The 25,521-nt window shown below is 69.8% G+C and carries 17 protein-coding genes; 14 read left to right on the top strand and 3 right to left on the bottom strand.

All coding sequences use genetic code 11. The features are described 5' to 3' along the window. Positions 1-103 precede the first annotated feature (103 nt). From WG923_RS24665 to glgA, 10 genes are all read left to right on the top strand, one after another. Entirely contained in the window at positions 104-967 is an 864-nt protein-coding gene (locus WG923_RS24665; RefSeq protein WP_340353663.1) for a branched-chain amino acid ABC transporter permease, read from the top strand. Beyond that, positions 964-2,004, top strand: coding sequence for a branched-chain amino acid ABC transporter permease (locus WG923_RS24670; RefSeq protein WP_340353664.1), 1,041 nt, complete (start codon positions 964-966; stop codon positions 2,002-2,004). The genes WG923_RS24665 and WG923_RS24670 overlap by 4 nt, the downstream gene beginning before the upstream one ends. Further along, positions 1,994-2,836, top strand: a complete 843-nt coding sequence (locus tag WG923_RS24675) for an ABC transporter ATP-binding protein (protein WP_340353665.1) — start codon at positions 1,994-1,996, stop codon at positions 2,834-2,836. Before WG923_RS24670 ends, WG923_RS24675 begins: the two co-directional genes overlap by 11 nt. Further along, a complete protein-coding gene (locus WG923_RS24680) occupies positions 2,829-3,542 on the top strand; it encodes an ABC transporter ATP-binding protein (RefSeq protein WP_340353666.1) in 714 nt (237 codons plus the stop codon). The genes WG923_RS24675 and WG923_RS24680 overlap by 8 nt, the downstream gene beginning before the upstream one ends. A gap of 209 nt (positions 3,543-3,751) precedes the next feature. Then, a complete protein-coding gene (gene glgB, locus WG923_RS24685; RefSeq protein ID WP_445322975.1) occupies positions 3,752-5,650 on the top strand; it encodes a 1,4-alpha-glucan branching protein GlgB in 1,899 nt (632 codons plus the stop codon). Then, positions 5,637-6,938 carry a glucose-1-phosphate adenylyltransferase gene (locus WG923_RS24690; RefSeq protein ID WP_340353668.1) on the top strand — a complete coding sequence of 434 codons (1,302 nt, stop codon included), beginning with the start codon at positions 5,637-5,639 and terminating at the stop codon, positions 6,936-6,938. Before glgB ends, WG923_RS24690 begins: the two co-directional genes overlap by 14 nt. Then, positions 6,935-9,115, top strand: coding sequence for a glycogen debranching protein GlgX (gene glgX / locus WG923_RS24695; RefSeq protein WP_340353669.1), 2,181 nt, complete (start codon positions 6,935-6,937; stop codon positions 9,113-9,115). Before WG923_RS24690 ends, glgX begins: the two co-directional genes overlap by 4 nt. 2 nt (positions 9,116-9,117) lie before the next feature. Beyond that, entirely contained in the window at positions 9,118-10,938 is a 1,821-nt protein-coding gene (treZ, locus tag WG923_RS24700) for a malto-oligosyltrehalose trehalohydrolase (RefSeq protein WP_340353670.1), read from the top strand. A gap of 79 nt (positions 10,939-11,017) precedes the next feature. After that, complete coding sequence (locus WG923_RS24705) at positions 11,018-16,087, top strand: malto-oligosyltrehalose synthase (protein ID WP_340353671.1); 5,070 nt, start codon at positions 11,018-11,020, stop codon at positions 16,085-16,087. Next, complete coding sequence (gene glgA, locus WG923_RS24710; protein ID WP_340353672.1) at positions 16,084-17,574, top strand: glycogen synthase GlgA; 1,491 nt, start codon at positions 16,084-16,086, stop codon at positions 17,572-17,574. The genes WG923_RS24705 and glgA overlap by 4 nt, the downstream gene beginning before the upstream one ends. A gap of 67 nt (positions 17,575-17,641) precedes the next feature. Here the strand turns inward: glgA and WG923_RS24715 are convergent, their stop codons facing one another. After that, positions 17,642-18,571: a LysR substrate-binding domain-containing protein gene (locus WG923_RS24715; protein WP_340353673.1), complete on the bottom strand. Its 930-nt coding sequence runs from the start codon at positions 18,569-18,571 to the stop codon at positions 17,642-17,644. A 120-nt stretch (positions 18,572-18,691) separates the two neighbouring features. Here WG923_RS24715 and WG923_RS24720 point away from each other — a divergent pair, with 120 nt between their 5' ends. Continuing rightward, positions 18,692-19,333: an FMN-dependent NADH-azoreductase gene (locus tag WG923_RS24720; RefSeq protein ID WP_340353674.1), complete on the top strand. Its 642-nt coding sequence runs from the start codon at positions 18,692-18,694 to the stop codon at positions 19,331-19,333. A 147-nt stretch (positions 19,334-19,480) separates the two neighbouring features. Here WG923_RS24720 and WG923_RS24725 read toward each other — a convergent pair whose 3' ends face one another. Further along, positions 19,481-20,503, bottom strand: coding sequence for a sulfate ABC transporter substrate-binding protein (locus tag WG923_RS24725; RefSeq protein WP_340353675.1), 1,023 nt, complete (start codon positions 20,501-20,503; stop codon positions 19,481-19,483). Between the two features lie 109 nt (positions 20,504-20,612). Between WG923_RS24725 and WG923_RS24730 the strand changes: the two genes are divergently transcribed. Beyond that, the gene (locus WG923_RS24730; protein WP_340353676.1) at positions 20,613-20,885 is read left to right on the top strand and encodes an oxidative damage protection protein; all 273 of its coding nucleotides are present in this window, start codon (positions 20,613-20,615) and stop codon (positions 20,883-20,885) included. A 4-nt stretch (positions 20,886-20,889) separates the two neighbouring features. Continuing rightward, entirely contained in the window at positions 20,890-22,731 is a 1,842-nt protein-coding gene (gene mnmC, locus WG923_RS24735; protein WP_340353677.1) for an FAD-dependent 5-carboxymethylaminomethyl-2-thiouridine(34) oxidoreductase MnmC, read from the top strand. On the opposite strand, the gene WG923_RS24740 is transcribed toward mnmC, so the two are convergent. After that, complete coding sequence (locus WG923_RS24740) at positions 22,700-23,440, bottom strand: response regulator (RefSeq protein ID WP_340353678.1); 741 nt, start codon at positions 23,438-23,440, stop codon at positions 22,700-22,702. The genes mnmC and WG923_RS24740 overlap by 32 nt on opposite strands. Before the next feature lie 216 nt (positions 23,441-23,656). Here WG923_RS24740 and WG923_RS24745 point away from each other — a divergent pair, with 216 nt between their 5' ends. Then, a complete protein-coding gene (locus WG923_RS24745) occupies positions 23,657-25,486 on the top strand; it encodes a nitrite/sulfite reductase (RefSeq protein ID WP_340353700.1) in 1,830 nt (609 codons plus the stop codon). Positions 25,487-25,521: the final 35 nt, after the last annotated feature.

Genomic DNA, 25,521 nt, shown 5'->3' on the forward strand with positions numbered 1-25,521 from the left:
CCGAAGGCCGAACCCCAGCGCTCGCGGCGCTCGCGCATCGCTGGGGTTTCGCTGACGCTGCACCACCAGCCTACGGGAGCGCCCTGCGCGTGCCCTGTTTTCCATGGACTTCCCCAACTTCCTCATCCAGCTCCTGAACAGCGTGCAGTACGGACTGCTGCTGTTCATGCTCGCGGCCGGCCTCACGCTGATCTTCGGGATCATGGGCGTGGTGAACCTCGCGCACGGCAGCTTCTACATGCTGGGGGCCTACCTCGCCTGGTCGCTCGCCGCCAGGACCGGCAGCCTCACGCTGGCGATCATCCTGGGCACCGCCTTGTCGGTGCTGTTCGGGCTGGTGCTCGAGCGCATCCTGTTCCGCCACTTCTACCATCGCGACCACCTCGACCAGGTGCTGCTCACCTTCGGGCTGATCTACATCTTCGAGGAGTCGCGCTCCATCCTGTGGGGCGACGACGTGCATGGCGTCACGATCCCGCAGCTGCTCTCGGCCTCGATCCCGCTCACGGACAACCTGTCCTACCCCGTGTACCGCCTGTTCATGTCCGGCGTGTGCGTGATGCTGGCGCTGGGGCTGTACTTCCTGATCTCGAAGACGCGCCTGGGCATGAAGATCCGCGCCGGGGCGTTCAACCACGAAATGGCGGAGGCCCTCGGCATCAACGCCAAGTTGATCCACGCCGTGGTGTTCGCGCTGGGCGTGGGGCTGGCGAGCGTCGCGGGCATGATCGCCTCGCCGATTTCGAGCGTCTATCCCAACATGGGCTCGCAGGTGCTGATCATGTGCTTCGTGGTGGTGGTGATCGGCGGCATCGGCTCGGTGCGCGGCGCGCTCATCTCCGCCCTGCTGGTCGGCCTGGTCGATACCTTCGGCAAGGTGCTGCTGCCGCACGTGGCCGGCATGCTGGTCTACATGCTGATGGCCGCCGTGCTGCTGTGGAAGCCCGAAGGGCTCTTTCAACAGTGAGCGCAGCCAAGGCCAACCTGGAAACACTGCCGCGCGGGCTGCAGGCGGTGCTGCTCGCCGGCCTCGCCGCGCTGCTGGTGTTCCCCTTCGTGGGCACCGAGTTCTACGCGCAGATGGTCGCGCGCATGATGATCCTGGCGATCTTCGCCATGAGCCTGGACCTGCTGCTGGGCGTGACGGGCCTGGTGTCGCTGGGCCACGCCGCCTACTTCGGCATGGCCGGCTACGCCCTCGCCTTCCTCACCCCGCAGGACAGGGCCGTGAGCCTGTGGTGGACGCTGCCGGTCGCCGTCGCGGCCGCTGGCCTGGCGGCCCTGGTGATCGGCTTCTTCGTGGTCCGCACCCGCGGCATCTACTTCATCATGGTCACCATGGCGTTCGCGCAGATGGTGTTCTTCCTGTTCTTCGACAACAAGGTGCTGGGCGGCTCCGACGGCGTCTACATCAACTTCAAGCCGGACGCGGGCGTGTTCGACCTCGAGGACAAGCGCGTCTTCTACTACTTCACGCTCGCGGTGATGGTGCTGGTGTACCTGTTCCTGCGCCGGCTGCTGTTCAGCCCCTTCGGCCGCGCACTGGCGGGCATCCGCGTCAACGAGCACCGCATGCGCGCGATGGGCTTCGGCACCTTCGGCTACAAGCTGGCGGCGTTCACGCTGGCCGGCGCGCTGGCGGGGCTCGCCGGCTACCTGTGGGGCGCGCAGACGGGCTTCATCAACCCGGAGCTGATGGGATTCCACATGAGCGCGCACGCGATCATGATGGTGATCCTGGGCGGCATGGGCAACTTCGCGGGGGCCATCGCCGGCGCCTTCGCCTTCGAGTACCTCCTGCACGCGTTCAAGGACCTGCCCGCGATCGGCGGCTTCGACACCGGCAAGCACTGGCAGCTGTGGATGGGCCTGTTCATCGTGCTGGTGGTGGCCTTCGCGCCGCGCGGGCTGCTCGGGCTCGTCGCGCGCGTGCTGCGGCGGCGCGACACGCAGATCGAGGAAGTGCCGCCGCTGCCGGCCGCGAGGCAAGCCCATGTCGACTGACGCCCTGCTCGCCGCGAGCAAGCTCACCAAGCGCTTCGGCGGGCTCGCCGCGGTGCAGGACGTGACGCTGGAGCTCTGGCGCGACCGCATCCACGCCGTGATCGGCCCCAACGGCGCGGGCAAGTCGACGCTGACGAACCTGCTGGCGGGCGACATCGCGCCCACCACCGGCACGGTGACGCTAGCCGGCCGCGACGTGACCGGCTGGAGCCCCGAGCGCATCGCCCGTGCGGGCCTGGGCCGCAGCTACCAGAAGACCAACATCTTCCTGCCCTTCACCGTGTGGGAGAACATCCGGCTGGCGGCGCAATCGCGCACGCCTTACGCGGCCCGATGGCTCAAGCTCGCCGACGACGTGCGCGAAGCCAACGAACGCGCCGAGCGCGCACTCGAACTCGCCGGCCTGCAGCACCGCCGCGGCCTCATGGCCGCCGCCACCAGCCATGGCGAGCAGCGGCAGCTCGAGATCGCCATGACGCTGGCGACCGACCCGCAGGTCCTGCTGCTCGACGAGCCGCTGGCCGGCATGGGCACGGCCGAAGCGGAACGCATGGTCGAACTGCTGCTGCGCCTGAAGAAGGAACACGCGATGCTGCTCGTGGAGCACGACATGGATGCCGTGTTCACGCTGGCCGACCACCTGACGGTGATGGTCAACGGGCAGGTGATCGCGAGCGGCACGCCGGCGCAGGTGCGCGCCGATGCGAACGTGCAGTCCGCGTACCTCGGCGAGGAAACCGGCGACGCCGGGCCGCCCCAGGGCGCCGCAGCCCCCTCGGGGGGCAGCGCAGTCCACGAAGTGACAAGCGCGGGGACGCCGGGCCATGGCTGAACGCCTGATCTGCGCGCGCGGCGTGCACACCTATTACGGCACCAGCCACATCCTGCGCGGCATCGACTTCCACGTGGACCGCGGCGAGACGATCGGGCTCATGGGTCGCAACGGCATGGGCAAGACCACGCTGCTGAAGTCGCTCATGGGCATCGTGCCGCCGCGCAGGGGCACCGTCGAGATCAAGGGCCGCGACATGGTCGGCCGCCCGCCCTACGAGGTCGCGCAGCGCGGCATCGCCTACGTGCCGGAAGGCCGCGGCATCTTCGGCAACCTCAGCGTGAAGGAAAACCTGGTGATGGCGGCGCGAGCGGGCACGCAAGGCCAGCGCGACTGGACCTACGAGCGCGTGCTCGACACCTTCCCGCGCTTGAAGGAACGCCTCAAGCATGGCGGGCAACAGCTGTCGGGCGGCGAGCAGCAGATGCTCACCATCGGCCGTGCCCTCATGACCAATCCCGACGTGCTCATCCTCGACGAAGCCACGGAGGGACTCGCGCCGCTGATCGCGCGCGACATCTGGCGCATCTGTGCCCTGATCCGCGCCAGCGGCATCTCCAGCGTGATCGTCGACAAGGCCTGGAAGCACGTCACCCAGGTCACGGACCGCAACGTCATCCTCGTCAAGGGCGAAGTGGTCTTCGAAGGAACTTCGGCCGAGCTGCGCGCGCAGCCGCAGCTGCTCGAGCAATACCTGGGCGTCTGACGAGCGGCCGCGCGCCAGCTCGGCGTCGGTAGTACACCGACGCAGGACTGACGATTCCCTTCTGGTCCGTATGTAGGTTCCTGCCTACGTTGCTTGGTCGGTGCATCCTTCATCGCCGAAACCGGGCCGAATCCAGAATTGCCGGTCGAAAAACGACGCAGGCCATGAAGCCCCACCTACAGCCCGAGGAGAAAACCACGCCGGTCCCCATGCGGCCCGATCCCCAGGTCCAACGCAGGGCGAGCCACCACCATCGGCAGTTCGAGGTGATGGGCGCCCACTGCACCGAGAAGGGGACATGGTTCACCGTTTGGGCGCCCAATGCACGCAATGTGGGCGTGATGGGCAGCTTCAACCACTGGAACTGCCAGCCGCTGCAGCGCGTGGAAGACGGTAGCGGCCGCTGGACCGGCTTCGTCGAGGGGGCGCGCACCGGGGACTGCTACAAGTACCGCGTCCAGAACCCGTGGGGCCACTGGATGGACAAGGCCGACCCGTACGCCTTCCGCATGGAAGCCGCACCCGGCACGGCCTCGCAGATCTGGGACCTCGCGCACCAGTGGGGCGACCAGGAATGGATGCAGACCCGCTGGCAGCGCCAGGGGCAGCAGGCGCCGATCTCCATCTACGAGGTGCATCTCGGCTCCTGGCAGCGCGAGGAGGACGGCCGCTTCCTCAACTATCGCGAGATCGCCAATCGCATGGCCACGCATTGCCACAACATGGGCTTCACGCACGTGGAGCTCATGCCGATCACCGAGCATCCCTTCTACGGCTCGTGGGGCTACCAGACCACCGGCTATTTCGCGCCCACCTCGCGCTACGGCACGCCGCAGGACCTGATGGCCTTCGTCGACACGCTGCACCAGCAGGGCATCGGCGTGTTCCTCGACTGGGTGCCTTCGCACTTCCCGGCCGACCCGCATGCGCTGGCGCGCTTCGACGGCACGGCGCTGTACGAACACGAGGATCCGCGGCGCGGCTTCCACCCCGAGTGGAACAGCCTGATCTTCAACTACGGCCGCTACGAAGTACGCGATTTCCTTATTTCGAATGCGCTGTTCTGGCTGGAGAAGTACCACTTCGACGGCCTGCGCGTGGACGCCGTGGCCTCCATGCTGTACCTGGACTACGCGCGCCGGCACGGCGAATGGATTCCCAACCAGCACGGCGGGCGCGAGAACCACGAGGCGGTGCGTTTCTTGCAGGACCTGAACACCACCGTCTACGCACACTTCCCGGACGTCCACATGATCGCCGAGGAATCCACTGCCTGGCCGGCCGTCTCGCGGCCGGTGGACTTCGGCGGCCTGGGCTTCGGCATGAAGTGGAACATGGGCTGGATGAACGACACGCTGCGCTACATGTCGCGGCCGCACTTCTACCGGCACTGGCACAACGACGACATCCGCTTCTCGCTGGTCTACGCGTTCCACGAGAACTTCATCCTGCCGCTGTCGCACGACGAGGTCGTGTACGGCAAGGGCAGCATGATCAACAAGCAGCCCGGCGACGAGTGGCAGCGTTTCGCCGGCCTGCGCAACCTCTACGGCTACATGTGGGCCCACCCGGGCAAGAAGCTGCTGTTCATGGGCGGCGAGTTCGGGCAGGTCGACGAGTGGCACCACGAACGCACGCTCGACTGGCACCTGTGGGCGCGCCCCTACCACGCGGGCCTGGCGCGCTGGGTGGCGGACCTGAACCGGGCCTACCGGCACCTGCCCGCCCTGCACTGCAACGATTTCGACGCCAGCGGCTTCAGCTGGCTGCCCTGCGAGCGGCACGAGACGACCCTGCTGACCTTCCTGCGGCGCGGCCGCACCGAGGAGGACATGGCAGTCGTGATCTGCAACATGACCCCGGAGCCGCGGCAGGCGCTGCGCGTGGCGATGCCCGAGCCCGGGACCTGGCACGAGATCCTCAACAGCGACGCCGCCTTCTATGGCGGCAGCGGCGTCGGCAACCTGGGGCGCGTGACCGCCACGGCCCACCCCGTGGGCGGCTGGCCGGCCAGCGCCCTCGTCACCGTGCCGCCGCTGGGCACCGTGATCCTTTCCAACCGCCCGCTCACCAACCTGCTCCAGGAAGTACCCCATGCCCGCGAATAGAAACGTACTGGCCTTCGTCATGGCCGGCGGCGAAGGCTCGCGCCTGCACCCGTTGACAGCCAACCGTTGCAAGCCGGCCGTGCCCTTCAACGGCAAGCACCGCATCGTCGACTTCGTGCTGTCCAACCTGGTGAACTCGGAGATCTACTCGACCTACCTGCTGGTGCAGTACAAGTCGCAGTCGCTGATCGAGCACGTGCGCCAGTCCTGGACCATGGCGCGCTTCATGCCGCAGCACTTCATCACGGTCGTGCCGCCGCAGATGCGCCACGGCCCGGCGTGGTTCCAGGGCACGGCGGATGCGGTCTACCAGAACATCCACCTGATCGAGAGCATGCAGCCCGACATCGTGGCGGTGTTCGGCGCCGACCACATCTACCGGATGGACATCCGGCAGATGATCGACTTCCACATCCGGAGCAACGCGCACGCGAGCGTGGCGACCATCCCGGTCGCGCTGGACGAGTGCGACCAGTTCGGCATCGTCCACATCGACGACAACCACCGCATCGTCGACTTCAAGGAAAAGCCGCAGACCACGCAGCCGATGCCGGGCAGCCGCACCCACGCGCTGGCCTCGATGGGCAACTACATCTTCAACGCCGACGTGCTGCTGCGCCAGTTGAAGCGCATGCACGAGAGCGGCGAGACCGATTTCGGCAAGCACATCCTGCCCTCGATGGTGAACAGCCACCGGCTGGTGGCCTACGACTTCGCCACCAACGAGATCCCGGGCACGGAGCCGTACGAGGAGCACGCGTACTGGCGTGACGTCGGCACGATCGACGCGTACTATCAGGCCCATTTCGACACCCTCGGCGCCCAGCCCAAGTTCCGCATGACCAACCGCCACTGGCCGATCTACGCCAGCCCAGACCAGGCCGAATCCGCCCAGATCGAGAACGGCGTGATCAACCGCTCGGTGGTGGGCTCGGGCAGCATCATCGACGGCGCCGAACTCGATCACGCCATGCTGCGCCGCTCCGTGCTGGTGGAGCGCGGCGCGCGGCTGGAGCACTGCATCATCATGGAGCGCTCGCGCATCGGGCGCGGCGCGCAGGTCCGCAACGCCATCGTCGACCAGGACAACGACATCCCGCCCGACGAGCGCATCGGCTTCGACCTCGACGTCGACCGCAAGCGCTTCCCGGTCACGCCCTCCGGCATCGTCGTGGTGCCGGCCGGCGCCTATCCGGCGCGCGCCAAGGCGCGCTCGCCCTTCCTCGCGCCCATGGGTGAAGACGCGCAGTTCGGCGAGGCGGTCCCGAGGATGGAGGTGCTTGCATGACGGCGCAAGCCGTCGGCAAAACCCGCGCGCACCGCGTCAGCAGTCCACCGGCGCCAGCCGGCGCCACGGCCGCCTGTTCCGCAGGCCGGCCCTGGCCACTGGGCGCCACCCTCGCCGAGGGTGGCGTCAATTTCGCCGTCCATGCCAGCGCCGCCGAGCGCGTCGAGGTCTGCCTGTTCGACGCTGGAGGCGACCACGAGGAACGGCGCGTCGCCTTGCCCGCGCGCACCGACGACACCTGGCACGGCTTCATCCCCGGCCTGCAGGCCGGCCAGCGCTACGGCCTGCGCGTGCACGGCCCCTACGACCCGCACCACGGCTGGCGCTGCAATCCGCACAAGCTGCTGCTGGACCCTTACGCGAAGGCGATCGACCGGCCGCTGCGCGGCGCCCCCTGGCAGTACGCCTATCCCCTCGGGCACGAAAAGCGCGACCTGCACCTCGACCCCGCCGACAACGCCGCGAGCGCGGCCAAGTGCATCGTGGTGGACCCGCACTTCGACTGGGGCGACGACCGCCATCCGGGCACCCCGATGGAGGACAGCGTCTTCTACGAAGTGCACGTGCGGGGCTTCACGAAGCAGATGCCCGAGGTGCCCGAGCCCCTGCGCGGCACCTTCGCCGGGCTGGCCAGCGAGCCCGCCATCGCGCACCTCAAGCGCCTGGGCGTCACCGCGGTCGAACTGCTGCCGGTGCAGGCCTTCAACGACGAGCGGCGCCTGATCGACCTGGGGCTGGCCAACTACTGGGGCTACAACACCATCGCCTTCTTCGCGCCGGATCCGCGCTACCTGTCCGGCGGCGACCCCGACGAATTCCGCGCGATGGTCAAGGCCCTGCACGCCGCCGGCATCGAGGTGATCCTCGACGTGGTCTACAACCACAGCTGCGAGGGCAACCACCTCGGCCCCACGCTGTGCTTCAAGGGCATCGACAACCGCAGCTACTACCGCCTGACCGAGGACCACCGGCACTACCTGGACTTCACCGGCACCGGCAACACCCTGAATGCCTCGCACCCGGCGATGCTGCGGCTGATCATGGACAGCCTGCGCTACTGGGTGGACGAGATGCACGTGGACGGCTTCCGCTTCGACCTCGCGCCGGCCATCGCCCGCAACAGCCACGGGGGCTTCGACCACCGCGGGCCCTTCCTCTCCGCCATCGCGCAGGACCCGGTGCTCAAGCGCGCGAAGCTGATCGCGGAACCCTGGGACCTCGGCGACCACGGCTACCAGGTCGGCGGCTTCCCGCAGGGCTGGAGCGAATGGAACGGCCAGTACCGCGACCGCGTGCGCGACTACTGGCGCGGCGTGGAGGGCAGCCTGGGCGATTTCGCCGCGGCCCTGTGCGGCTCGGCGGACATCTACTCGCATTCGCGCCGCTCCCCGCGCGCCAGCGTCAACATCGTGACCGTGCACGACGGCTTCACGCTCCACGACCTCGTGAGCTACAACGACAAGCACAACGAAGCCAACGCGGAGGACAACCGCGACGGCGAGAGCCACAACCGCAGCTGGAACTGCGGCGCCGAGGGGCCGACGCTCGATCCCGAGATCCTGGCCTTCCGCGAGCGGCAGAAGCGCAATTTCCTCACCACGCTGTTCGCCTCGCGCGGCGTACCGCTGCTGCTGGGCGGCGACGAGATGAGCCGCACCCAGGGCGGCAACAACAACGCGTATTGCCAGGACAACCCGGTGAGCTGGTTCGACTGGAGCGAAGAGCGGCGGCAGGACCCGCTGCTGGCCTTCACGGCGGGCATGATAGGCCTGCGGCGACAACTTCCCGTGCTGCGGCAGGCCAACTGGCTCAGTGGCCGCCCGGACCACGACCGCCGCCGCGACATCGTCTGGTACAGCGTCTGGGGCACGGAGATGCGGGGCGAGGAATGGACCAATCCGGCGGTGCGCTGCATCGCCGCCGTGCTCGACGCGCGCTTCGCCCCGCCCTGCGAGGACGGGTCGCGCCAGTCGGTGCTGCTGGTCTTCAACGCCACGGGCCAGGACGTGAGCTTCACGGTGCCCGAAGCGGCAGGCCACGGCGGGCAATGGTCGCTGCGCGTGTACACCCCGGAGGGCTTCTTCGAGGCCGGCGCCGCGCGGCGCTTCGTCGCCGACGACAAGCTGGAGTTGCTGGCACACTCGATGGCCCTGCTGACGCAGCCCGTGGAGGAGTGACCGTGCGCTGCCAACACGACATGCCTTTCGGCGCCCGCCTGGACAAGGGGGGCGTCACCTTCCGCCTGTGGGCACCGGCGGCACGGATGGCCGAAGTGGCGCTGGCCCGCGGCAGCGCGGCGCCCGAGCTGCACCCGGCCGAAGCCGACGCCGAGGGCTGGTGGGAATGCCACGTGTCGCATGCGACCGCCGGCACGCCGTACCACTGGCGCATCGACGGCAAGCAGCTCGTCCCCGACCCGGCTTCGCGCCAGAACCCCGAAGGCCCGCATGGCCCGAGCTGCGTGGTCGACCCCAGGCAGTTCGAATGGGACAGCGGCTGGAACGGCCGGCCCTGGCACGACACGGTGCTGTACGAGCTGCACGTGGGCACCTTCACCCCCGAAGGAACGTTCGATGCCGCGGCGCAGCGCCTGCAGCACCTGGTGGACACCGGGATCACCGCCGTGGAGCTGATGCCGGTGGCCGCCTTCGCCGGCCGCTTCGGCTGGGGCTACGACGGCGTGCTGCCCTATGCGCCGCACGATGCGTACGGCACGCCCGACGAGCTCAAGCACTTCGTGCAGCAGGCGCATCGCCTGGGGCTGATGGTGTTCCTGGACGTGGTCTACAACCATTTCGGCCCCGAAGGCAACTACCTGCCCCTGTATGCGCCGGGCTTCTTCTCGAAGACCAGGGGCAGCCCGTGGGGCGCGGCCATCAACTTCGACGGGCCCGAGAGCGCGCAGGTGCGCGAGTTCTTCATCCACAACGCGCTCTACTGGGTGCAGGAATTCCGCTTCGACGGCCTGCGGCTCGACGCGGTGCACGCGATCCACGACGACAGCACGATGCACGTGCTGCAGGAACTCTCGGACCGCGTGCGCAAGGCCACGCACGGCCGCCACGTGCACCTGGTGCTGGAGAACGAGGACAACGGCTACGTCCACCTCGCGCCCGCGCCGCAGCCGGGCCGCTTCGACGGCCAGTGGAACGACGATTTCCATCACGTGCTGCACGTGGCGCTGACCGGCGAGACGCAGCGCTACTACCACGACTACGGCGATGCACCCATGGACCTGCTGGCGCGCTGCCTCACGCATGGCATGCTCTTCGAAGGCGCCAGGCGCAGGGAAGGCGGCGCGCGCGAAGTCGTGCAGGCGGCACCGCCGCAGCCCCTGTGGGCGCTGGTGAACTTCGCGCACAACCACGACCAGGTCGGCAACCGGGCACGCGGCGAGCGGCTCGCGCAGCTCGTGCCGCGCGAAGCCTCGGCGCTGCCCACCCTGCTGGCGCTGCTCACGCCGGCGATCCCGATGCTGTTCTTCGGCGAGGAATGGGGCGCGCCCGAGCCCTTCCTCTACTTCGCCGACTGGGAAGGCGAACTGCGCCGCGCGGTGCGCGAAGGGCGCCGGCGCGAATTCGGCCACGGGAGCGCGGCGGACCTGCCCGATCCCTGCAGCAGCGAGACCTTCGACGCCAGCCGGCCCGACCCGGCCCATGCGCGCACGCCCGCCGGCCGCGAGCGCCTGGCGGAAGTCCGTGCCGCGCTGGCAGCCCGCCGCAAGTGGATCACGCCGCGGCAGCCGCTGCTGCTCACCGGCAAGCACTCGTCGCAGCGCATCGGCGCACGCGGCCTGGCCGTGCAATGGCGCTATTCGGATGGGCGGATGCTGGCGCTGGAACTGAACCTGGGGCCGGAGACATTGCAGGTCGAACCGCAGCACCTGGGGTCGGTGGAAGCGCAGCTGGTGTTCGCGCACCGTTGTCCGCCGGACACGCCGCGCGGGACCTGGCCGGCGTGGTCGGCGCGTTGGACCCTCGGGGAGGAGATCACCTTATGACCGTCGCCGGGCCGTCCCAGGACGCGAAGGCCCCCGCGGGGGGCAGCGCAGTACACGAAGTGACAGGCGTGGGGGCACCATGAGTTCCGTCCTCGAGGCGGAGTCCGCCTCGCTGGCGGAACAGGCGCGCCGGCTGGGCGTGTCCGACCGCTACCACGGCTTCTGGGGCAAGGAGGAGGTCGTCCCGGAGGCGGTGCTGCAACGCGCGGTGGCCGCGATGACCGGCGAGGGCCATACGAGCGCGCCGCAGTACCTGGGACTGCCGCCGATGCACGTCGCCCGCGAGGGCAGCCGCATCGAACTGCGCTGGAGCAGCCACGAGAGCACCGGCGCGCGCTGGCACCTCGCACCCGAGGACAACGGCAGCGAGGTCGCGACGGGCGACTTGCAGCGCAGCTACCAGCAGGCGGCGATCGCGCTGCCCGAGGGACTCGCGCCGGACTACTACCGCCTCGCGCTCGAAGGCGCACCTGCCCACGAGCACTGCCGCGTGGTGGTCGCACCCCGGGCCTGCCACGTCGCGCCCGGGCTGCAGCAGGGCGAGCGCTGGTGGGGCTGCACGATCCAGCTCTATGCGCTGCGCTCCTCGCGCAACTGGGGCATCGGCGATTTCGGCGACCTGCGGCGGCTGTGCGACGCGGCGGCGCACCAGGGCGCCTCCTTCATCGGCCTGAGCCCGTTGCACGCCCTCTTCCCGCACAACCCCGCGGCGGCCAGCCCCTACAGCCCCTCCAGCCGCAAGGCGCTCAACCCGATCTACCTCGACGTGCAGACGCTGGTGGACCTGGGCGGCTGCGAGGAGGCGGTGCAGAAGGTGCAGTCCGAGCCCTTCCAGGACCGGTTGCGGGCGCTGCGCGAAGCCGAGATGGTGGACTATCCCGGCGTCGCGGCGGCGAAGAACGAAGTGCTGCGCATCCTGTGGCGCCACTTCGAGCGCCACGAGCTGGACAAGGACCGCTCGCGCGGCGCGCATTTCCTCGCCTACATGCGCGAGCGCGAGCACACGCTGGGCCGCCATGCGCTGTTCGAGGCACTGCAGGACCACCTGTTCGCGCAGGACGCCAACGTGTGGGGCTGGCCCGCCTGGCCCGAAGCCTGGCGCGATCCGCACGGCGCCGCGGTGCGCGCCTTCGCGCAGGAACACGCCTCCGAGGTGCGTTACCGCTTCTGGCTGCAGTGGCTGGCCGAAGTGCAGCTCGAATCCTGCCAGCGCTACGCGCGCACCCGCGGCATGGGCATCGGGCTGTATTGCGACCTCGCCGTGGGCGTCAACGGCGGCGGCGCCGAGACCTGGGTCGAGCACGACATGTTCGCGCACGGCATGCACGCCGGCGCGCCGCCCGACCCGCTCGCGCCCACGGGGCAGGACTGGGGCCTGCCGCCCTGGAGCCCGCAGCGCCTGAAGCAGGCCCGCCTGCAGCCCTTCATCGACACGCTGCGCGCCAACATGCGGCACAGCGGCGCGCTGCGCCTGGACCACGTGATGGCGCTGATGCGCCTGTTCTGGACCGGCCCCGACGGCGGCACCTACGTCGAGTACCCGCTGGAGGACCTGATGGGCGTGCTGGCCCTGGAAAGCCAGCGCCACCAGTGCATGGTGATCGGCGAGGACCTGGGCAACGTCGCCCCGCGCATGCGCGAGCACATGCGCGAGGGCAACCTCCTCTCGTACAAGCCGCTGCTGTTCGAGCGCGAGGAGGACGGCAGCTTCCGCCGGCCCTCGCAGTGGCAGCCCAAGGCACTGGCGGTGGTCAGCACGCACGACCTGCCCACGCTGCGCGGCTTCTGGCTCGGCGAGGACATCGAGCTGGCGGCAAGGCTGCAGCTCTATCCCGACGAGTCGGCCCACGAGCAGCACGTGCTCTCGCGCGCGCAGGACCGCGCGCGGCTGCTGCTGGCCCTGCAGCGCGAGGAACTGCTGCCTGCGGGCAGCTCGGTGCAGCCGACCTCGCTGCCCGATGCCACGCAGGCGCTCGTCGACGGGGTCTATGCCTACCTCGCCCGCACGCCCTGCTGGCTGGTGGGCGTGCAGCTGGAGGACGTGACCGGGCAACTGCTGCAGGTCAACGTGCCCGGCACGACCGAGGACCGGTTTCCCAACTGGCGCCGCAAGCTGTCGATCACGGTCGAGGGCCTGGCCAGCGACGCGCGCTGGGCCTCGCTCGCCGCCGTCCTGCGCGCCGAACGCAGCGGCCCGCAGCCGCTCGACGAAGCGCCCCTGGAGCTGCCCTCGCTCGACACTGCGAGCATCCCGTGCGGCACCTACCGCGTGCAGTTCCACAAGGGCTGCACCTTCGAGGACATCACCCGGGCGATCCCCTACCTGCAGGCGCTGGGGGTGAGCCACCTGTACAGCTCGCCCTACCTGCGCGCGCGCCCCGGCAGCACGCACGGCTACGACATCGTGGACCACGGCGAGCTCAACCCAGAGGTCGGCGACGAACGCGCCCACGCGCGCCTGTGCCAGGGCCTGCGCCGCAGCGGCATGGGCCAGATCCTGGACATCGTGCCCAACCACATGGGCGTGCTCGAGGCCGACAACGGCTGGTGGCTGGACGTGCTGGAACATGGCCGCGCCTCGCCGCATGCGGAGACCTTCGACATCGAGTGGAAGCCCGCGCAGCCGGAGATGGCGGGCCGCGTGCTGCTGCCGGTGCTGGGCGACCACTTCGGCCGCGTGCTGGAAGCCGGCGAGATCCAGCTCCACTTCGACCCGGAGGCGGGCGAGTTCGGCCTGCGCTACTGGGCGCACCGCTTCCCGATCGATCCCGGCAGCTATCCGCAGATCTTCGCTGCCCTGCCCGCGCCGCCCGCCCACGACGACAGCGAAGGCGACAGCCATGCGGTGGTGGCGGCGCTGCTGGACTCCTTCGGCCGGCTGGCTCCGCGCGACGATCCCGATGCCGAAGTGCGGCGCGCGCGCGTGCGCGACAGCGGCGTCTACAAGCGCCAGCTCGCCCGCCTGGCCACGCGCCACGAGTGGCTGGCGCGCTGGATCGAAGCGTGCGTGCAGCGCCTCAACGGCCAGCCAGGCGACGCGGCCAGCTTCGACGCGCTGGAGCAGCTGATCGCGGGCCAGGCCTACCGGCTGGCCGACTGGCGCGTGGCCGGCGACGACGTCAATTACCGCCGCTTCTTCGACGTCAACACGCTGGCGGCGCTGCGCATGGAGCGGCCCGAGGTGTTCGACGCCACGCATCGCAAGGTGCTGCACTGGCTGCAGGACGGCCTGCTCTCGGGCCTGCGCATCGACCATCCCGACGGGCTGTCCGACCCGCAGGCGTACTTCGAGCAGCTGCAGGCCCGCTACGTCGCGCAGGCGGAGGTCGGCGGCCACCAGCCGCGCGCGCTCTACCTCGTGGTGGAGAAGATCCAGGCCGAACACGAGTCGCTGCCGGAGACGTGGCCGGTGCACGGCGACACCGGCTACCGCTTCGGCACCCTGCTCAATGGCGTGTTCGTGGAATCGCGCAACGAGAACGCGATCGTCGCCGCCTACCAGGCCTTCACGGGGCAGGACACCGAGTTCGAAGAGGTCCTGTACGAGTGCAAGAAGCTGATCATCGAGACCTCGCTGTACTCGGAGCTGAACTGGCTGGCGCACGCGCTGCACCGGCTCACGCGCGGCAACCGGCGCCGTTGCGACTTCACCCGCAACCGCCTGCGCTGGGCCATGGCCGAAGTGGCGGCGGCCTTCCCGGTCTACCGCACCTACCTGCGCGTGGACGAGCCCGCCAGCGCCATGGACCGCCGGCATCTCGACTGGGCCATCGCCAGCGCGCAGCGGCGGCTGGGGCCCGCGGAGACGACGGTGCTGGAACACCTGCGCGAAGTGCTGCTGGGCGAAGGCGAGGCCCGGAACATGCCGCGCGAGGAGCGGCAGCGCTTCCTGGCGCGGTGGCAGCAGTTCACCGCGCCCGTCACCGCCAAGGCGATGGAGGACACGGCGTTCTACCGCTACGTGCCGCTGCTGTCGCTCAACGAAGTGGGCAGCGAGCCGCGCAGCTTCGGCGTGTCGGTTTCGGCCTTCCATTTCGCCAACCAGAAGCGCCAGCGCGACCGCCCCCACTGCCTGCTCGGGACCTCCACCCATGACAGCAAGCGCGGCGAGGACCTGCGCGCGCGCATCAACGTGCTCTCGGAGCTGCCCGCGCAGTGGGAGGACTGCCTGCTGCGGCTGTCGCAATGGGCGCAGCTCTATGTCACGCGCACGCCCAAGGGCAACCTGCCGTCCACCAACGACATCTGGCTGCTGTTCCAGACGCTGGCGGGGCTGTGGCCGGCCCGCACCCCCGACGACCTGGAGCGCGCCGACTTGCGCGATCGCGTGCAGGCCTACATGAAGAAAGCCGTGCGCGAGGCCAAGCTGCACACCACCTGGGTCTGCCCCGACGAGGAATACGAAACCGCGCTGGAACGCTACATCGACGGCGTGCTGCGCCCGGGCGCCAATCCCTTCGCCGACGAACTGCAGAAGTTCGCTGCACGGATCGCGCCCTTCGGCTTTCGCAACAGCCTGGCGCAGCTGGCGCTGAAGTTCACCTGCCCCGGCGTGCCCGACGTGTACCAGGGCTGCGAGCAATGGAACTTCAGCCTGGTCGATCCGGACAACCGCCGCCCGGTCGATTACCCGGGCCTGGCCGGCTCGCTGGAAGCGCTCCAGGCCTTGTATCGCCAGGGCTGGCCGATGGCGGAGCACTGGGACACGCTGCACGCGAACGCCGGCGACGGCCGCATCAAGCAGCTTGCGACCTGGCGCCTGCTGGCGCTGCGGCGCCAGCACAGCGAGCTGTTCCGCCAGGGCAGCTACGTGCACCTGGACGTGGAGGGCCCGGCGGAGGAACATGCGCTGGCGTTCGCGCGCATCTGCGACGGCCATGCCGTGCTGGTGGTGGCCGCGCGCCTGACCTGCACCCTTTGCGGCGGCGACGACGGCAACTGGTCACCCGCGCTGTGGGAGGAGACGCTGCTGCGCGTCGGCAGCGAAGGCGGCATCCGGCGCTTTCGCCGCTGGCGCAACTGGCTCACCGGCGAAGACTGCGCCGTGGTGGGCACCGATGAGGCCACCATCGCCCTGCGCGACGTGTTCGCCGGCGCCGGCGGGCTGCCGTTCGCGGTGCTGGTGGCGCAAGCGGAGGAGGGAGCATGAAGATCCTGTTCGCGACGCCGGAGTGCGCCCCGTACGTGAAGACGGGCGGCCTGGGCGACGTCAGCGCCGCCCTGCCGGCGATGCTGGCGCAACTGGGGCACGACGTGCACCTGCTGATGCCGGCCTACCGCGGCATGAAGGTCAGCGGCGAGATCGGCGACGGCGTGGACCTGCCCCCCTACAGCCACTGGCCGGCGGCGCAGCTCGTGCCGGTGAAGATCGCCAACGGCGTCACGCTGCTGCTGCTCGCCTGCCCCGCGCTGTACCAGCGGCCCGGCGGCCCGTATGTCGATGCCAGCGGCCGCGACTACCTGGACAACGCGATGCGCTTCGGCCTGCTCTCGCGGGTGGCGGCGCAGCTCGGCACGGTGCATTCGCCGCTGCGCGGCTGGACGGCCGACGTGGTGCACGCGAACGACTGGCCCACCGGCCTCGCGCCGCTGTACCTGGCGCAGTCGCGCATGATCGCGCCGCACGAGCCGACGGCGGCCGGCATCCTCACCATCCACAACCTCGCCTTCCAGGGCGTGTTCCCCATGGGCGAGGCCGACGCGCTGGGCATCCCGCATCCCTGGCGCGGGATGGAGGGCGTGGAGTTCTGGGGCGACCTGTCGATGCTCAAGGCCGGCATCCAGTTCGCCGATGCGATCACCACCGTGAGCCCGACCTACGCGCGCGAGATCCAGACCGCGGAGCACGGCGTGGGCTTCGACGGCATCCTGCGCGCGCGCGCCTCGCGCCTGCGGGGCATCCTCAACGGCATCGACCGCAAGCTGTGGGACCCGTCGCAGGACGCGCTGCTGCCCCAACGCTTCAGCCGCAAGGAGCTGGAGGGCAAGGCGCAGTGCAAGGCGGTGCTGCAGCAGCGCGTGGGGCTGGCGGCGGACAAGGCAGCACCGCTGTTCGCGGTGGTGAGCCGCCTGACGGCGCAGAAGGGCATCGACATCGTGCTCGATGCGCTGCCGGCGCTCGTGAAGGCCGGCGGCCAGCTCGTGGTGCTGGGCCAGGGTGTGCCGGAGCTGCAGGCCGCCCTGGCGGAAGCGGCCCGCAAGCATCCGCGCCAGGTGGCGGTCACGCTCGGCTTCGACGAGGGCCTGGCGCACCTGATCGAGGCCGGCGCGGACGCCTTCCTGATGCCTTCGCGCTTCGAACCCTGCGGGCTGAACCAGATGTACAGCCAGGCCTACGGCACGCCGCCGATCGTGGCGCCGGTGGGCGGCCTGCTCGACTCCGTGACCGACGCGACGGCCGATCCGGCGCACGGCAGCGGCTTCGTCATGAAGTCCTGCGACGCCGCGGGCCTGGGGGACGCGCTGGCGCGCGCGCTGGCGGCGTGGAAGCAGCCGCAGCAGTGGCGCCGCATCCAGTCCAACGGCATGGCGCGCGACTTCGGCTGGGAAGACAGCGCGCTGCAGTACATCGATGTCTACCGGGCCGCCGCGCTGCTGGCCAACGGCGGCACCGCGAGCGAGCTCACGGCAACGTAGGCTGGAAGGTGACGCGCGACAGCGCCGGGACCCCAGCGCTGGGGTTGCGCTTCGCTCCACCGCCAGCCTACGAGTCCGCACCTTGCTGCGGATCGACGATCCGCTCGCCCACCATGTTCTCGCCGAGGAAATCGAGCAGGCGGCGCACCGCAGGCACCATTCCCCGCCGCGAGGGATAGACCGCCAGCACCATAGCCGTGCGCGGCTCCCAGCCCGGGAGCACCGCGGCCAGTTCGCCGCGCTGCATCTCCGCGCGGGACAGGTAGTCCGGCAGCACGCACATGCCCACGCCCTGCAGCACGGCGTATTTGAGCGTCATGAGGTCGTCGGCGGTGTAGACCGGCCGGTGCTGCAGCTCGAACTCCGCCCCGCGCGGCCCGAGCAGGTGCATGGCGGCGCGCCCGTCGGCGGCCGACATGGCGACGGTGGGCAGGTGCTGCAGTTCCTCCGGGGCCCTGGTCGCGCCGAAACGCTGCAGCAGCTGCGGGCTGGCCACCAGCACGCCGTGCGTCTGGCCCAGGTTCTTGATCACCAGCGTGCCGCTGTCGTCCAGGTTGGAGCGCACGCGCAGCGCCACGTCCACGCCCTCCTGCACCAGGTCGACCACGCGGTTGGTGACCTGCATGTCGATGCGCACCTGGGGGTGGACGGCGAGGAAGCGCGGAAGCAGCGGGCCGATCGTGGTCTGCGCGAGCGTGACGGGGCACGTCATGCGCACGGTGCCGCGCGGCTCCGTCTGCACGTGGACCACGGCTTCCTCCGCCGCCTCGGCCTGTTCGCGCATGGCGACGCAGTGGCGGTGGTAGATCTCGCCGGCCGGCGTCAGGGACAGCTTGCGGGTGGTGCGGTGCAGGAGGCGCACGCCCAGCCGCCCTTCGAGGTCCGCCACCCGGCGCGAGAGCCTGGACTTCGGCAGGTTCAGCGCCCGGCCGGCCGCCGCGAAGCCGCCGCGGTCCACCACCTCGGCGAAGAACAGCATGTCGTTGAGGTCCTGCATGGATCGTCCTATGGATGGAACAATCTAACCCGGAATTGCCGTCTTATCAAGGAATCGATCCATCCGCACAATCATCTTCTCGGGCCGCTCCCCTCACGGCCCCTACCCCCAGGAGATGCCATGAAACTGCTGCACATCGATTCGAGCCCGCTGGGCGCCCACTCCGTCTCGCGCGAACTGACGCGCCGGATCGTGGCCCAGTGGCAATCCGCCCACGCCGGGACCGTCGTCGAATACCTGGACCTCGCCGCGGATGCGCCGAGCCACCTGAACGTCGACTCGCTGGGCTTTCGCCTCGGACTGGACGCCGCGGCGCTGACCGAAGCGCAGAAGCGCGAGAACGCCGTGTCCGAGAAGCTGGTGAGCCAGTTCCTCGCCGCCGACGTCGTCGTGCTCGGCGCGCCCATGTACAACTTCAGCATCCCCAGCCAGCTGAAGGCCTGGATCGACCGCGTCGCGCAGGCCGGCCGCACCTTCAAGTACACCGAGACCGGCCCCGTGGGCCTGGCCGGCGGCAAGACCGTGATCGTGGCCTCCACCCGCGGCGGTGCCTATGCCGGCGCGCCGCAGATGGACCACCAGGAGAGCTACCTGCGCACCGTCCTGGGCTTCTTCGGCGTGACCGACGTGCGCTTCGTGCGCGCCGAAGGCATGGCGATGGGCGACGCCGCCAAGGCCGCGGGCCTGGCGTCCGCCGAGGGCGACATCCACGCGCACGTGACCGAAGCGGCGAACGAAGGCAAGGCCGCCATCCGCGCCTGAACGTCACCAGAAACCCGACAGCCGGACGCAGAGAGCGCAAAGGGTACGCAGAGAACGCAAAAGAAGACATCCATCATCGGATGTCCTTTGCGTTCTCTGCGTACCCTTCGCGTCCTCTGCGTCCGGCTGTTCGGGCTTTTCTCGCCGCTACTTGCGCGTGAAGACCTGGTCGAAGCTGGCGCCGTCCGCGAAGTGCTCCTGGTCCGCCTTCGCCCAGCCGCCGAAGGCCTCGCCGATCGTGAACAGGTTCAGCTTGGGGAACTGCTTCGCGTACTTCGCCTGCGCCGCCTTCGAAACCGCGGGCCGGTAGAAGTTCTTGCCGATGATGTCCTGCCCTTCCTCGGTGTAGAGGTACTTCAGGTACTCCTGGGCGATGGCGCGCGTGCCGCGCCTGTCCACGTTGCGGTCCACCACGGCCACCGGCGGCTCGGCGAGGATCGACAGCGTCGGGTACACGATGTCGACCTTGCCGCCGAATTCCTTGCTCAGCAGCCAGGCCTCGTTTTCCCACGCGATCAGCACGTCGCCCTGGTTGCGCTGGGCGAAGGTGATGGTCGCTCCGCGCGCACCCGTGTCCAGTACCGGCACGTTGGCGAAGATGCGGGCGACGAAGTCCTTCGCGCGGGCGTCGCCGCCGAACTTGCGCTTGCCGTACTCCCAGGCGGCGAGGTAGTTCCAGCGCGCGCCGCCCGAGGTCTTCGGGTTCGGCGTGATCACGGACACGCCCGGGCGCACCAGGTCGTCCCAGTCGCGGATGTTCTTCGGGTTGCCCTTGCGCACCACCAGCACGATGGTGGAGGCGTACGGCGAGGCGTTGTGCGGCAGGCGCTGCTGCCAGTCCCTGGCCACCCAGCCGCCGTGGGCCACGAGGGCATCGATGTCGCCGCCGAGGCCCAGCGTCACCACGTCGGCCTCCAGGCCGTCGATCACCGAGCGCGCCTGCTTGCCCGAGCCACCGTGCGACTGCTTGACCTGCACGTCCTGCCCGGTCCTGCCCTTCCAGTACTTCGCGAAGGCCTGGTTGAACTCCACGTACAGCTCGCGCGTGGGGTCGTAGGAGACGTTCAGCAGCTGCAGCGGCTGCGCCAGCGTCGGCAGGCCGGTGAGGCCCAGCGCCGCCGCCGCGGCGAGGGCGAACGGAATCTTGATAAAGTCGCGGCGAAGGCTCATGGGGGCGCTCTCGTTGTGGATGGGCGCATTCTGGAAGCCGGCGCGCGCACCGCGAACGACAGAGTTCTTGGTTGCATATCCGCATTAGCAAATACGAAGAGAGCCTCACATGGCACGCACCGTCCACTGCATCAAACTGGGCCGAGAGGCCGAGGGCCTCGACTTCCCGCCCTACCCCGGCGAACTGGGCAAGCGCATCTACGAGAACGTCAGCAAGGACGCCTGGCAGCAGTGGCTCAAGCACCAGACCATGCTGGTCAACGAGAACCGCCTGAACCTCGCGGACCAGCGCGCGCGCGAGTACCTCAAGCGCCAGATGGAGAATCATTTCTTCGGCAGCGGCGCAGACGCGGCCGCGGGATACGTCCCGCCGAGCGAGTAAGTCCATGACCGAAGTCGTCGCCTGGGACGACGACGGCACGCCGCGCAGCCCGCGCTTCGACGACATCTATCGCTCCGCGACCGGCGGCCTCGCGCAGGCCCGCCACGTGTTCCTGCAAGGCTGCGGCGTGCCCGCGGCGTGGGCCGGGCGCGCGCAGTGGCGCGTGCTGGAGACCGGCTTCGGCCTCGGCCTCAACTTCCTCGCGACCTGGCTCGCGTGGATGCAGGATCCGCAGCGGCCACGCGTCCTGCACTTTGCCTCGATCGAGGCGTTTCCGGTGGCCGCCGACGACCTGCTGCGCAGCGCCCGCAACGAGGCCGGCCTCCTCCCGCTCGCGGAGGAACTGGCCGCCCGATGGCAGGGCCTCACGCCCGGCTTCCATCGCTTCTCCTTCGCCGAGGGGCGGGTGCTGCTCACGCTGTGCGTGGGCGACGTCGCGCCCATGCTGCGCGAGCAGTCCTTCCGCGCCGACGCCGTGTTCCTCGACGGCTTCGACCCCGAGCGCAATCCGCAGATGTGGAGCCTCGACACGCTCAAGGCCGTCACGCGCCTGTGCCATCGCGGGACGGCCCTGGGCACCTGGTCGGTCGCGGGACACCTGCGGCGCGACCTGCAATCCTGCGGCTGGAAGGTGGACCGGCGCGCCGGCCTGCCGCCCAAGCGCGACTGCCTGTCGGCCCGCTACGACCCGGATTGGGAGGTGAAGGGCCTCCAGGCGCAGCAGGACACCGATCCCGACGAGTGCATCGTGATCGGCGGCGGCCTCTCGGGCGCCGCGGTGGCGGCCAGCCTCGCGCGCCGGGGCTGGACGGTGCGTGTGTTCGACACGGCGGCCGGGCCGGCGACGGGCGCATCCGACCTCCCCGCGGGCCTGCTCGCGCCGCACCAGTCGCCGGACGACAACCTGCTGTCGCGCCTGTCGCGCGCCGGCGTGCGCATCACGCTGCAGGAGGCGCAGGAGCGGCTGGCCGACGGCCTCGAGTGGCGGCGCACCGGCGTGCTGGAATGGCGCGGCGACGATCGCCGGCCCCTGCCCGCGCTCGGCGAGGCGCTGGAACCCTGGAGCCGCGAAGCGTCCGAAGCGCAGAAGCGCGCCGCGGGCATGGATCCCGCGCAGCCCGCGTGGTGGCACGACAACGCGGGCTGGATCGAGCCGGCGGCCCTCGTGCGCTCCTGGCTGCGCGCGCCCGGCGTGCGCTTTTGCGGCGGCCGCAAGGTGGCGCGCATCGTGCGGCACGGCGAAGGCTGGCGCCTGGAGAATGCCGCGGGCGAGACGATGGCCCAGGCGGCGCTGGTCGTGGTGGCGGCCGCGCACGAAAGCGCTGCGCTGCTGGACAACCGCCTCCAGCTCAACCCGGTGCGCGGCCAGGTCACCTGGGGGCCGCATGGCGACGACGCAGCGCTGCTGCCGCCCTTTCCGGTCAACGGCAACGGCCACTTCCTGCCGCGCGTGCCGCTGCTCGAACGCGACGCCTGGATCACCGGCTCCACCTATGGCCGCGGCGATGCGGACGAATCCCTGCGCCGCGAGGACGATGCCGCCAACCTTCAACGCGTGCGCCGGGTGCTGCCGCGCGCCGCCCAGGCGGTCGAAGGGGCGCTGCAGCGGCGCGAGACCCGCTCCTGGAGCGGCGTGCGCTGCGCTTCGACGGACCGCCGCCCGCTGGCCGGCGAACTGGAGCCTGGCCTGTGGGTGAGCACCGCGATGGGCTCGCGCGGCCTGACCTTCGCGGCTCTCTGCGCCGAGCTGGTGGCGGCGCGCCTGCATGGCGAGCCGCTGCCGCTGGAGGCGCGGCTGGCCCAGGCCCTCGATGTCAGGAGGCAGGACCGAGCTCGATCCGGCTGAGCCAGGCGTCGAGCCGGCCGGGGTGCGGCGGGTTCTCCAGCAGGGCGTCCGCCCCGCCCAGCCAGGCGCGCAGGCGCTCGGGCACGCTGCGCTCGGCCTGCGTCATGGCCACGTGCACGATCGCGTGGGGGCCCTGGCGCAACTGCCGCAGCAGCGCCCAGGCGTCGATGTCGGGCAGGCTGCAGTCGACGAGGGCCAGGTCGTACTTCTTGCCGCGGGCCAGTTCCAGCGCCTGGGCGCCCGTTTCAGCCTCGTCGGCCAGCGTGAGGCGGGCGAGCGCCAGGCGGGCCCGCAGGTACAGGCGCTGGTCCCGGTTGGCACTGATGATCAGGGCCTGCTTCTGCGACATGACGGAGTCGGGACCCTGGGCGAGGTCGACGTCGATCCCCGCTTCCGGCGCGAACATCTGGTCCAGTGCCTCGATCACGTCCGGCCAGGGCAGCGGCCGCGGGAAGGCCCGCCAGATGGTGGCCGGGGGATTGGCCCCGACCCACAGCAGGCGCAGGTCGCGGTGCAGCGGGGATTCGGCCTCGACCCGCGCCTCCCAGCTCTGGCCGTCCAGCAAGGCGACGCGGGGCGGCTCCGGCGCCACCGGCGTCCAGAGCTGGTACATGGTCAGGCACTGCTCGGACAGGCGGAATACGGTATTGAGGGCGTGGCGCTCCTCGTCCGAAAAACCGACCACCTTGATGAAAACTCGCTGGGCCATGTAACTAATTGCTGGTCGCTTCATTATCAGCCGAGCTGACAGCTCGTTGAAACAGGCAAATCCGGATATTTGCGAAAATGCCGCGCCAGCCCGCATGCCTTGGGCTGCATAAGCTTATCCGCATAAGACCCGAACAAAAAAATAGTTCGGCTCCATAAAGCCCTTCCCTAAAGTCTCGGCTCCGGCTCCGCGAAGGGGCCGCCCATGTCCGCTCCCATGTACCAATACACAGAATTCGACCGGCAGTTCGTGCGCGCCCGCGCCGCCCAGTTCCGCGACCAGCTCGAACGCTGGCAGGCGGGCAAGCTCTCGGACGAGGAATTGCGCCCGCTGCGGCTGCAGAACGGCTGGTACATCCAGCGCTACGCCCCCATGGCGCGCATCTCCGTCCCCTACGGCGAGCTGTCCAGCGCGCAGCTGCGCGTGCTGGCCAGGGTGGCGCGCGAATACGACCAGCCCGATCCCGCCCTGCTGGCCGAAGCGCAGGAAAAGCAGCTGGCCCTGGGGCCGGTGCCGATCCCGGGCACGGACCGCCAGGTGGTCACCAAGCTGAACTACGGCTACGGCCACTTCAGCACCCGCACCAACGTGCAGTTCAACTGGATCCCCATCACCAAGGCTGCCGACGTGATGGAGCTGCTGGCCGGCGTGAACATGCACGGCATCCAGACCAGCGGCAACGCGATCCGCAACATCACCACCGAGGCCCTGGCCGGCATCGCAGTCGACGAGATCGCCGACCCGCGCCCCTTCGCGGAAATCATCCGCCAGTGGGCCGCGCTGCACCCCGAATTCGTCTTCCTGCCCCGCAAGTTCAAGATCGCGCTCAATGGCGCGAAGGAAGACCGTGCGGCGCTGGGCTGGTACGACATCAGCCTGCAGATGGTGAAGGACGAGCACGGCGAACTGGGCTTCAAGGTGCTGGTGGGCGGCGGCATGGGCCGCACCCCGGTGATCGGCACCGTGGTGCGCCAGTTCGTGCAGTGGCAGCACATCCTGTCCTACCTCGAGGCCTGCATCCGCGTCTACAACCAGTACGGCCGCCGCGACAACGTGTGGAAGGCGCGCATCAAGATCCTGGTGAAGGCCGAGGGCCAGAAGTACATCGACAAGGTGGAAGAGGAATTCCGCCAGATCGTGGAGCTCGATGGCGCGCCGCACACGATTCCCCAGGCCGAATACGAGCGCGTCGCCGCGCAATTCGTCGCGCCCGAGATCAGGCGTGCGCCGCGCGATTCCGCCGATGCGCGCGTGCACGAGATCATCCGCGCCGACGCCGAGGCGGACCCGCTGTACGACCGCTGGCTGCAGCGCAACGTGCTGCCGCACCGCAACCCCGAACTGCGCGCCGTGGTGCTGTCGTTCAAGCGCCTGGGCCAGAACCCCGGCGACTGCACGGCCGACCAGTTCGACGCCTGCGCGGAACTCGCCGAGCGCTTTTCCGCCGGCGAAGCGCGCGTGACGCACGAACAGAACCTGCTGCTGCCCTGGGTGCACCAGGACGACCTGCCCGAGCTGTGGGCCGCGGCCCGCAAGCTGGGCCTCGCGCGCCCGAACATCGGCCTGATCACCGACATGATCGCCTGCCCCGGCGGCGACTTCTGCTCGCTGGCCAACGCGCGCTCGCTGCCGATCGCCGAAGCGATCACCGAGCGCTTCCAGGACCTCGACGAGGAACACGACATCGGCGAGATCGACCTGAACTTCTCGGGCTGCATCAATTCCTGCGGGCACCACCACGCCGGCCACATCGGCATCCTCGGCGTCGACAAGGACGGCAAGGAGTGGTACCAGATCACGCTGGGCGGCTCCAACGGCACCGACCTGTCCGGGCCGGCCACGCCCGGCAAGATCGTCGGCCCCTCCTTCGCCAAGGAGGAAGTGCCGGGCGTCATCGAGGCGCTGGTCGACACCTACCGGCAACTGCGCCAGCCCGCGGGCAACGGCAAGTTCGAACCCTTCATCGCCACCCTGCGGCGCGTGGGCCACGAGCCCTTCAAGGCCGCCGCCAACGCCGCCCGCTTCGTGGAAAAGGAAATCGCATGAGCCGCCGGGCCGCCCCAAGGCGAATTTCGCAGCGC

Source organism: Ramlibacter sp. AN1133 (assembly GCF_037890035.1).
In the GTDB taxonomy this organism is placed as follows: domain Bacteria; phylum Pseudomonadota; class Gammaproteobacteria; order Burkholderiales; family Burkholderiaceae_C; genus Ramlibacter.

Coding starts and splice junctions, on each gene's coding strand:
- WG923_RS24665 (WP_340353663.1), top strand. CDS start 104: ATGGACTTCCCCAACTTCCTCATCCAGCTCCTGAACAGCGTGCAGTAC.
- WG923_RS24675 (WP_340353665.1), top strand. CDS start 1,994: ATGTCGACTGACGCCCTGCTCGCCGCGAGCAAGCTCACCAAGCGCTTC.
- WG923_RS24680 (WP_340353666.1), top strand. CDS start 2,829: ATGGCTGAACGCCTGATCTGCGCGCGCGGCGTGCACACCTATTACGGC.
- glgB (WP_445322975.1), top strand. CDS start 3,752: ATGCGGCCCGATCCCCAGGTCCAACGCAGGGCGAGCCACCACCATCGG.
- WG923_RS24690 (WP_340353668.1), top strand. CDS start 5,637: ATGCCCGCGAATAGAAACGTACTGGCCTTCGTCATGGCCGGCGGCGAA.
- glgX (WP_340353669.1), top strand. CDS start 6,935: ATGACGGCGCAAGCCGTCGGCAAAACCCGCGCGCACCGCGTCAGCAGT.
- WG923_RS24705 (WP_340353671.1), top strand. CDS start 11,018: ATGAGTTCCGTCCTCGAGGCGGAGTCCGCCTCGCTGGCGGAACAGGCG.
- glgA (WP_340353672.1), top strand. CDS start 16,084: ATGAAGATCCTGTTCGCGACGCCGGAGTGCGCCCCGTACGTGAAGACG.
- WG923_RS24715 (WP_340353673.1), bottom strand. CDS start 18,571: ATGCAGGACCTCAACGACATGCTGTTCTTCGCCGAGGTGGTGGACCGC.
- WG923_RS24720 (WP_340353674.1), top strand. CDS start 18,692: ATGAAACTGCTGCACATCGATTCGAGCCCGCTGGGCGCCCACTCCGTC.
- WG923_RS24725 (WP_340353675.1), bottom strand. CDS start 20,503: ATGAGCCTTCGCCGCGACTTTATCAAGATTCCGTTCGCCCTCGCCGCG.
- WG923_RS24730 (WP_340353676.1), top strand. CDS start 20,613: ATGGCACGCACCGTCCACTGCATCAAACTGGGCCGAGAGGCCGAGGGC.
- mnmC (WP_340353677.1), top strand. CDS start 20,890: ATGACCGAAGTCGTCGCCTGGGACGACGACGGCACGCCGCGCAGCCCG.
- WG923_RS24740 (WP_340353678.1), bottom strand. CDS start 23,440: ATGGCCCAGCGAGTTTTCATCAAGGTGGTCGGTTTTTCGGACGAGGAG.
- WG923_RS24745 (WP_340353700.1), top strand. CDS start 23,657: ATGTACCAATACACAGAATTCGACCGGCAGTTCGTGCGCGCCCGCGCC.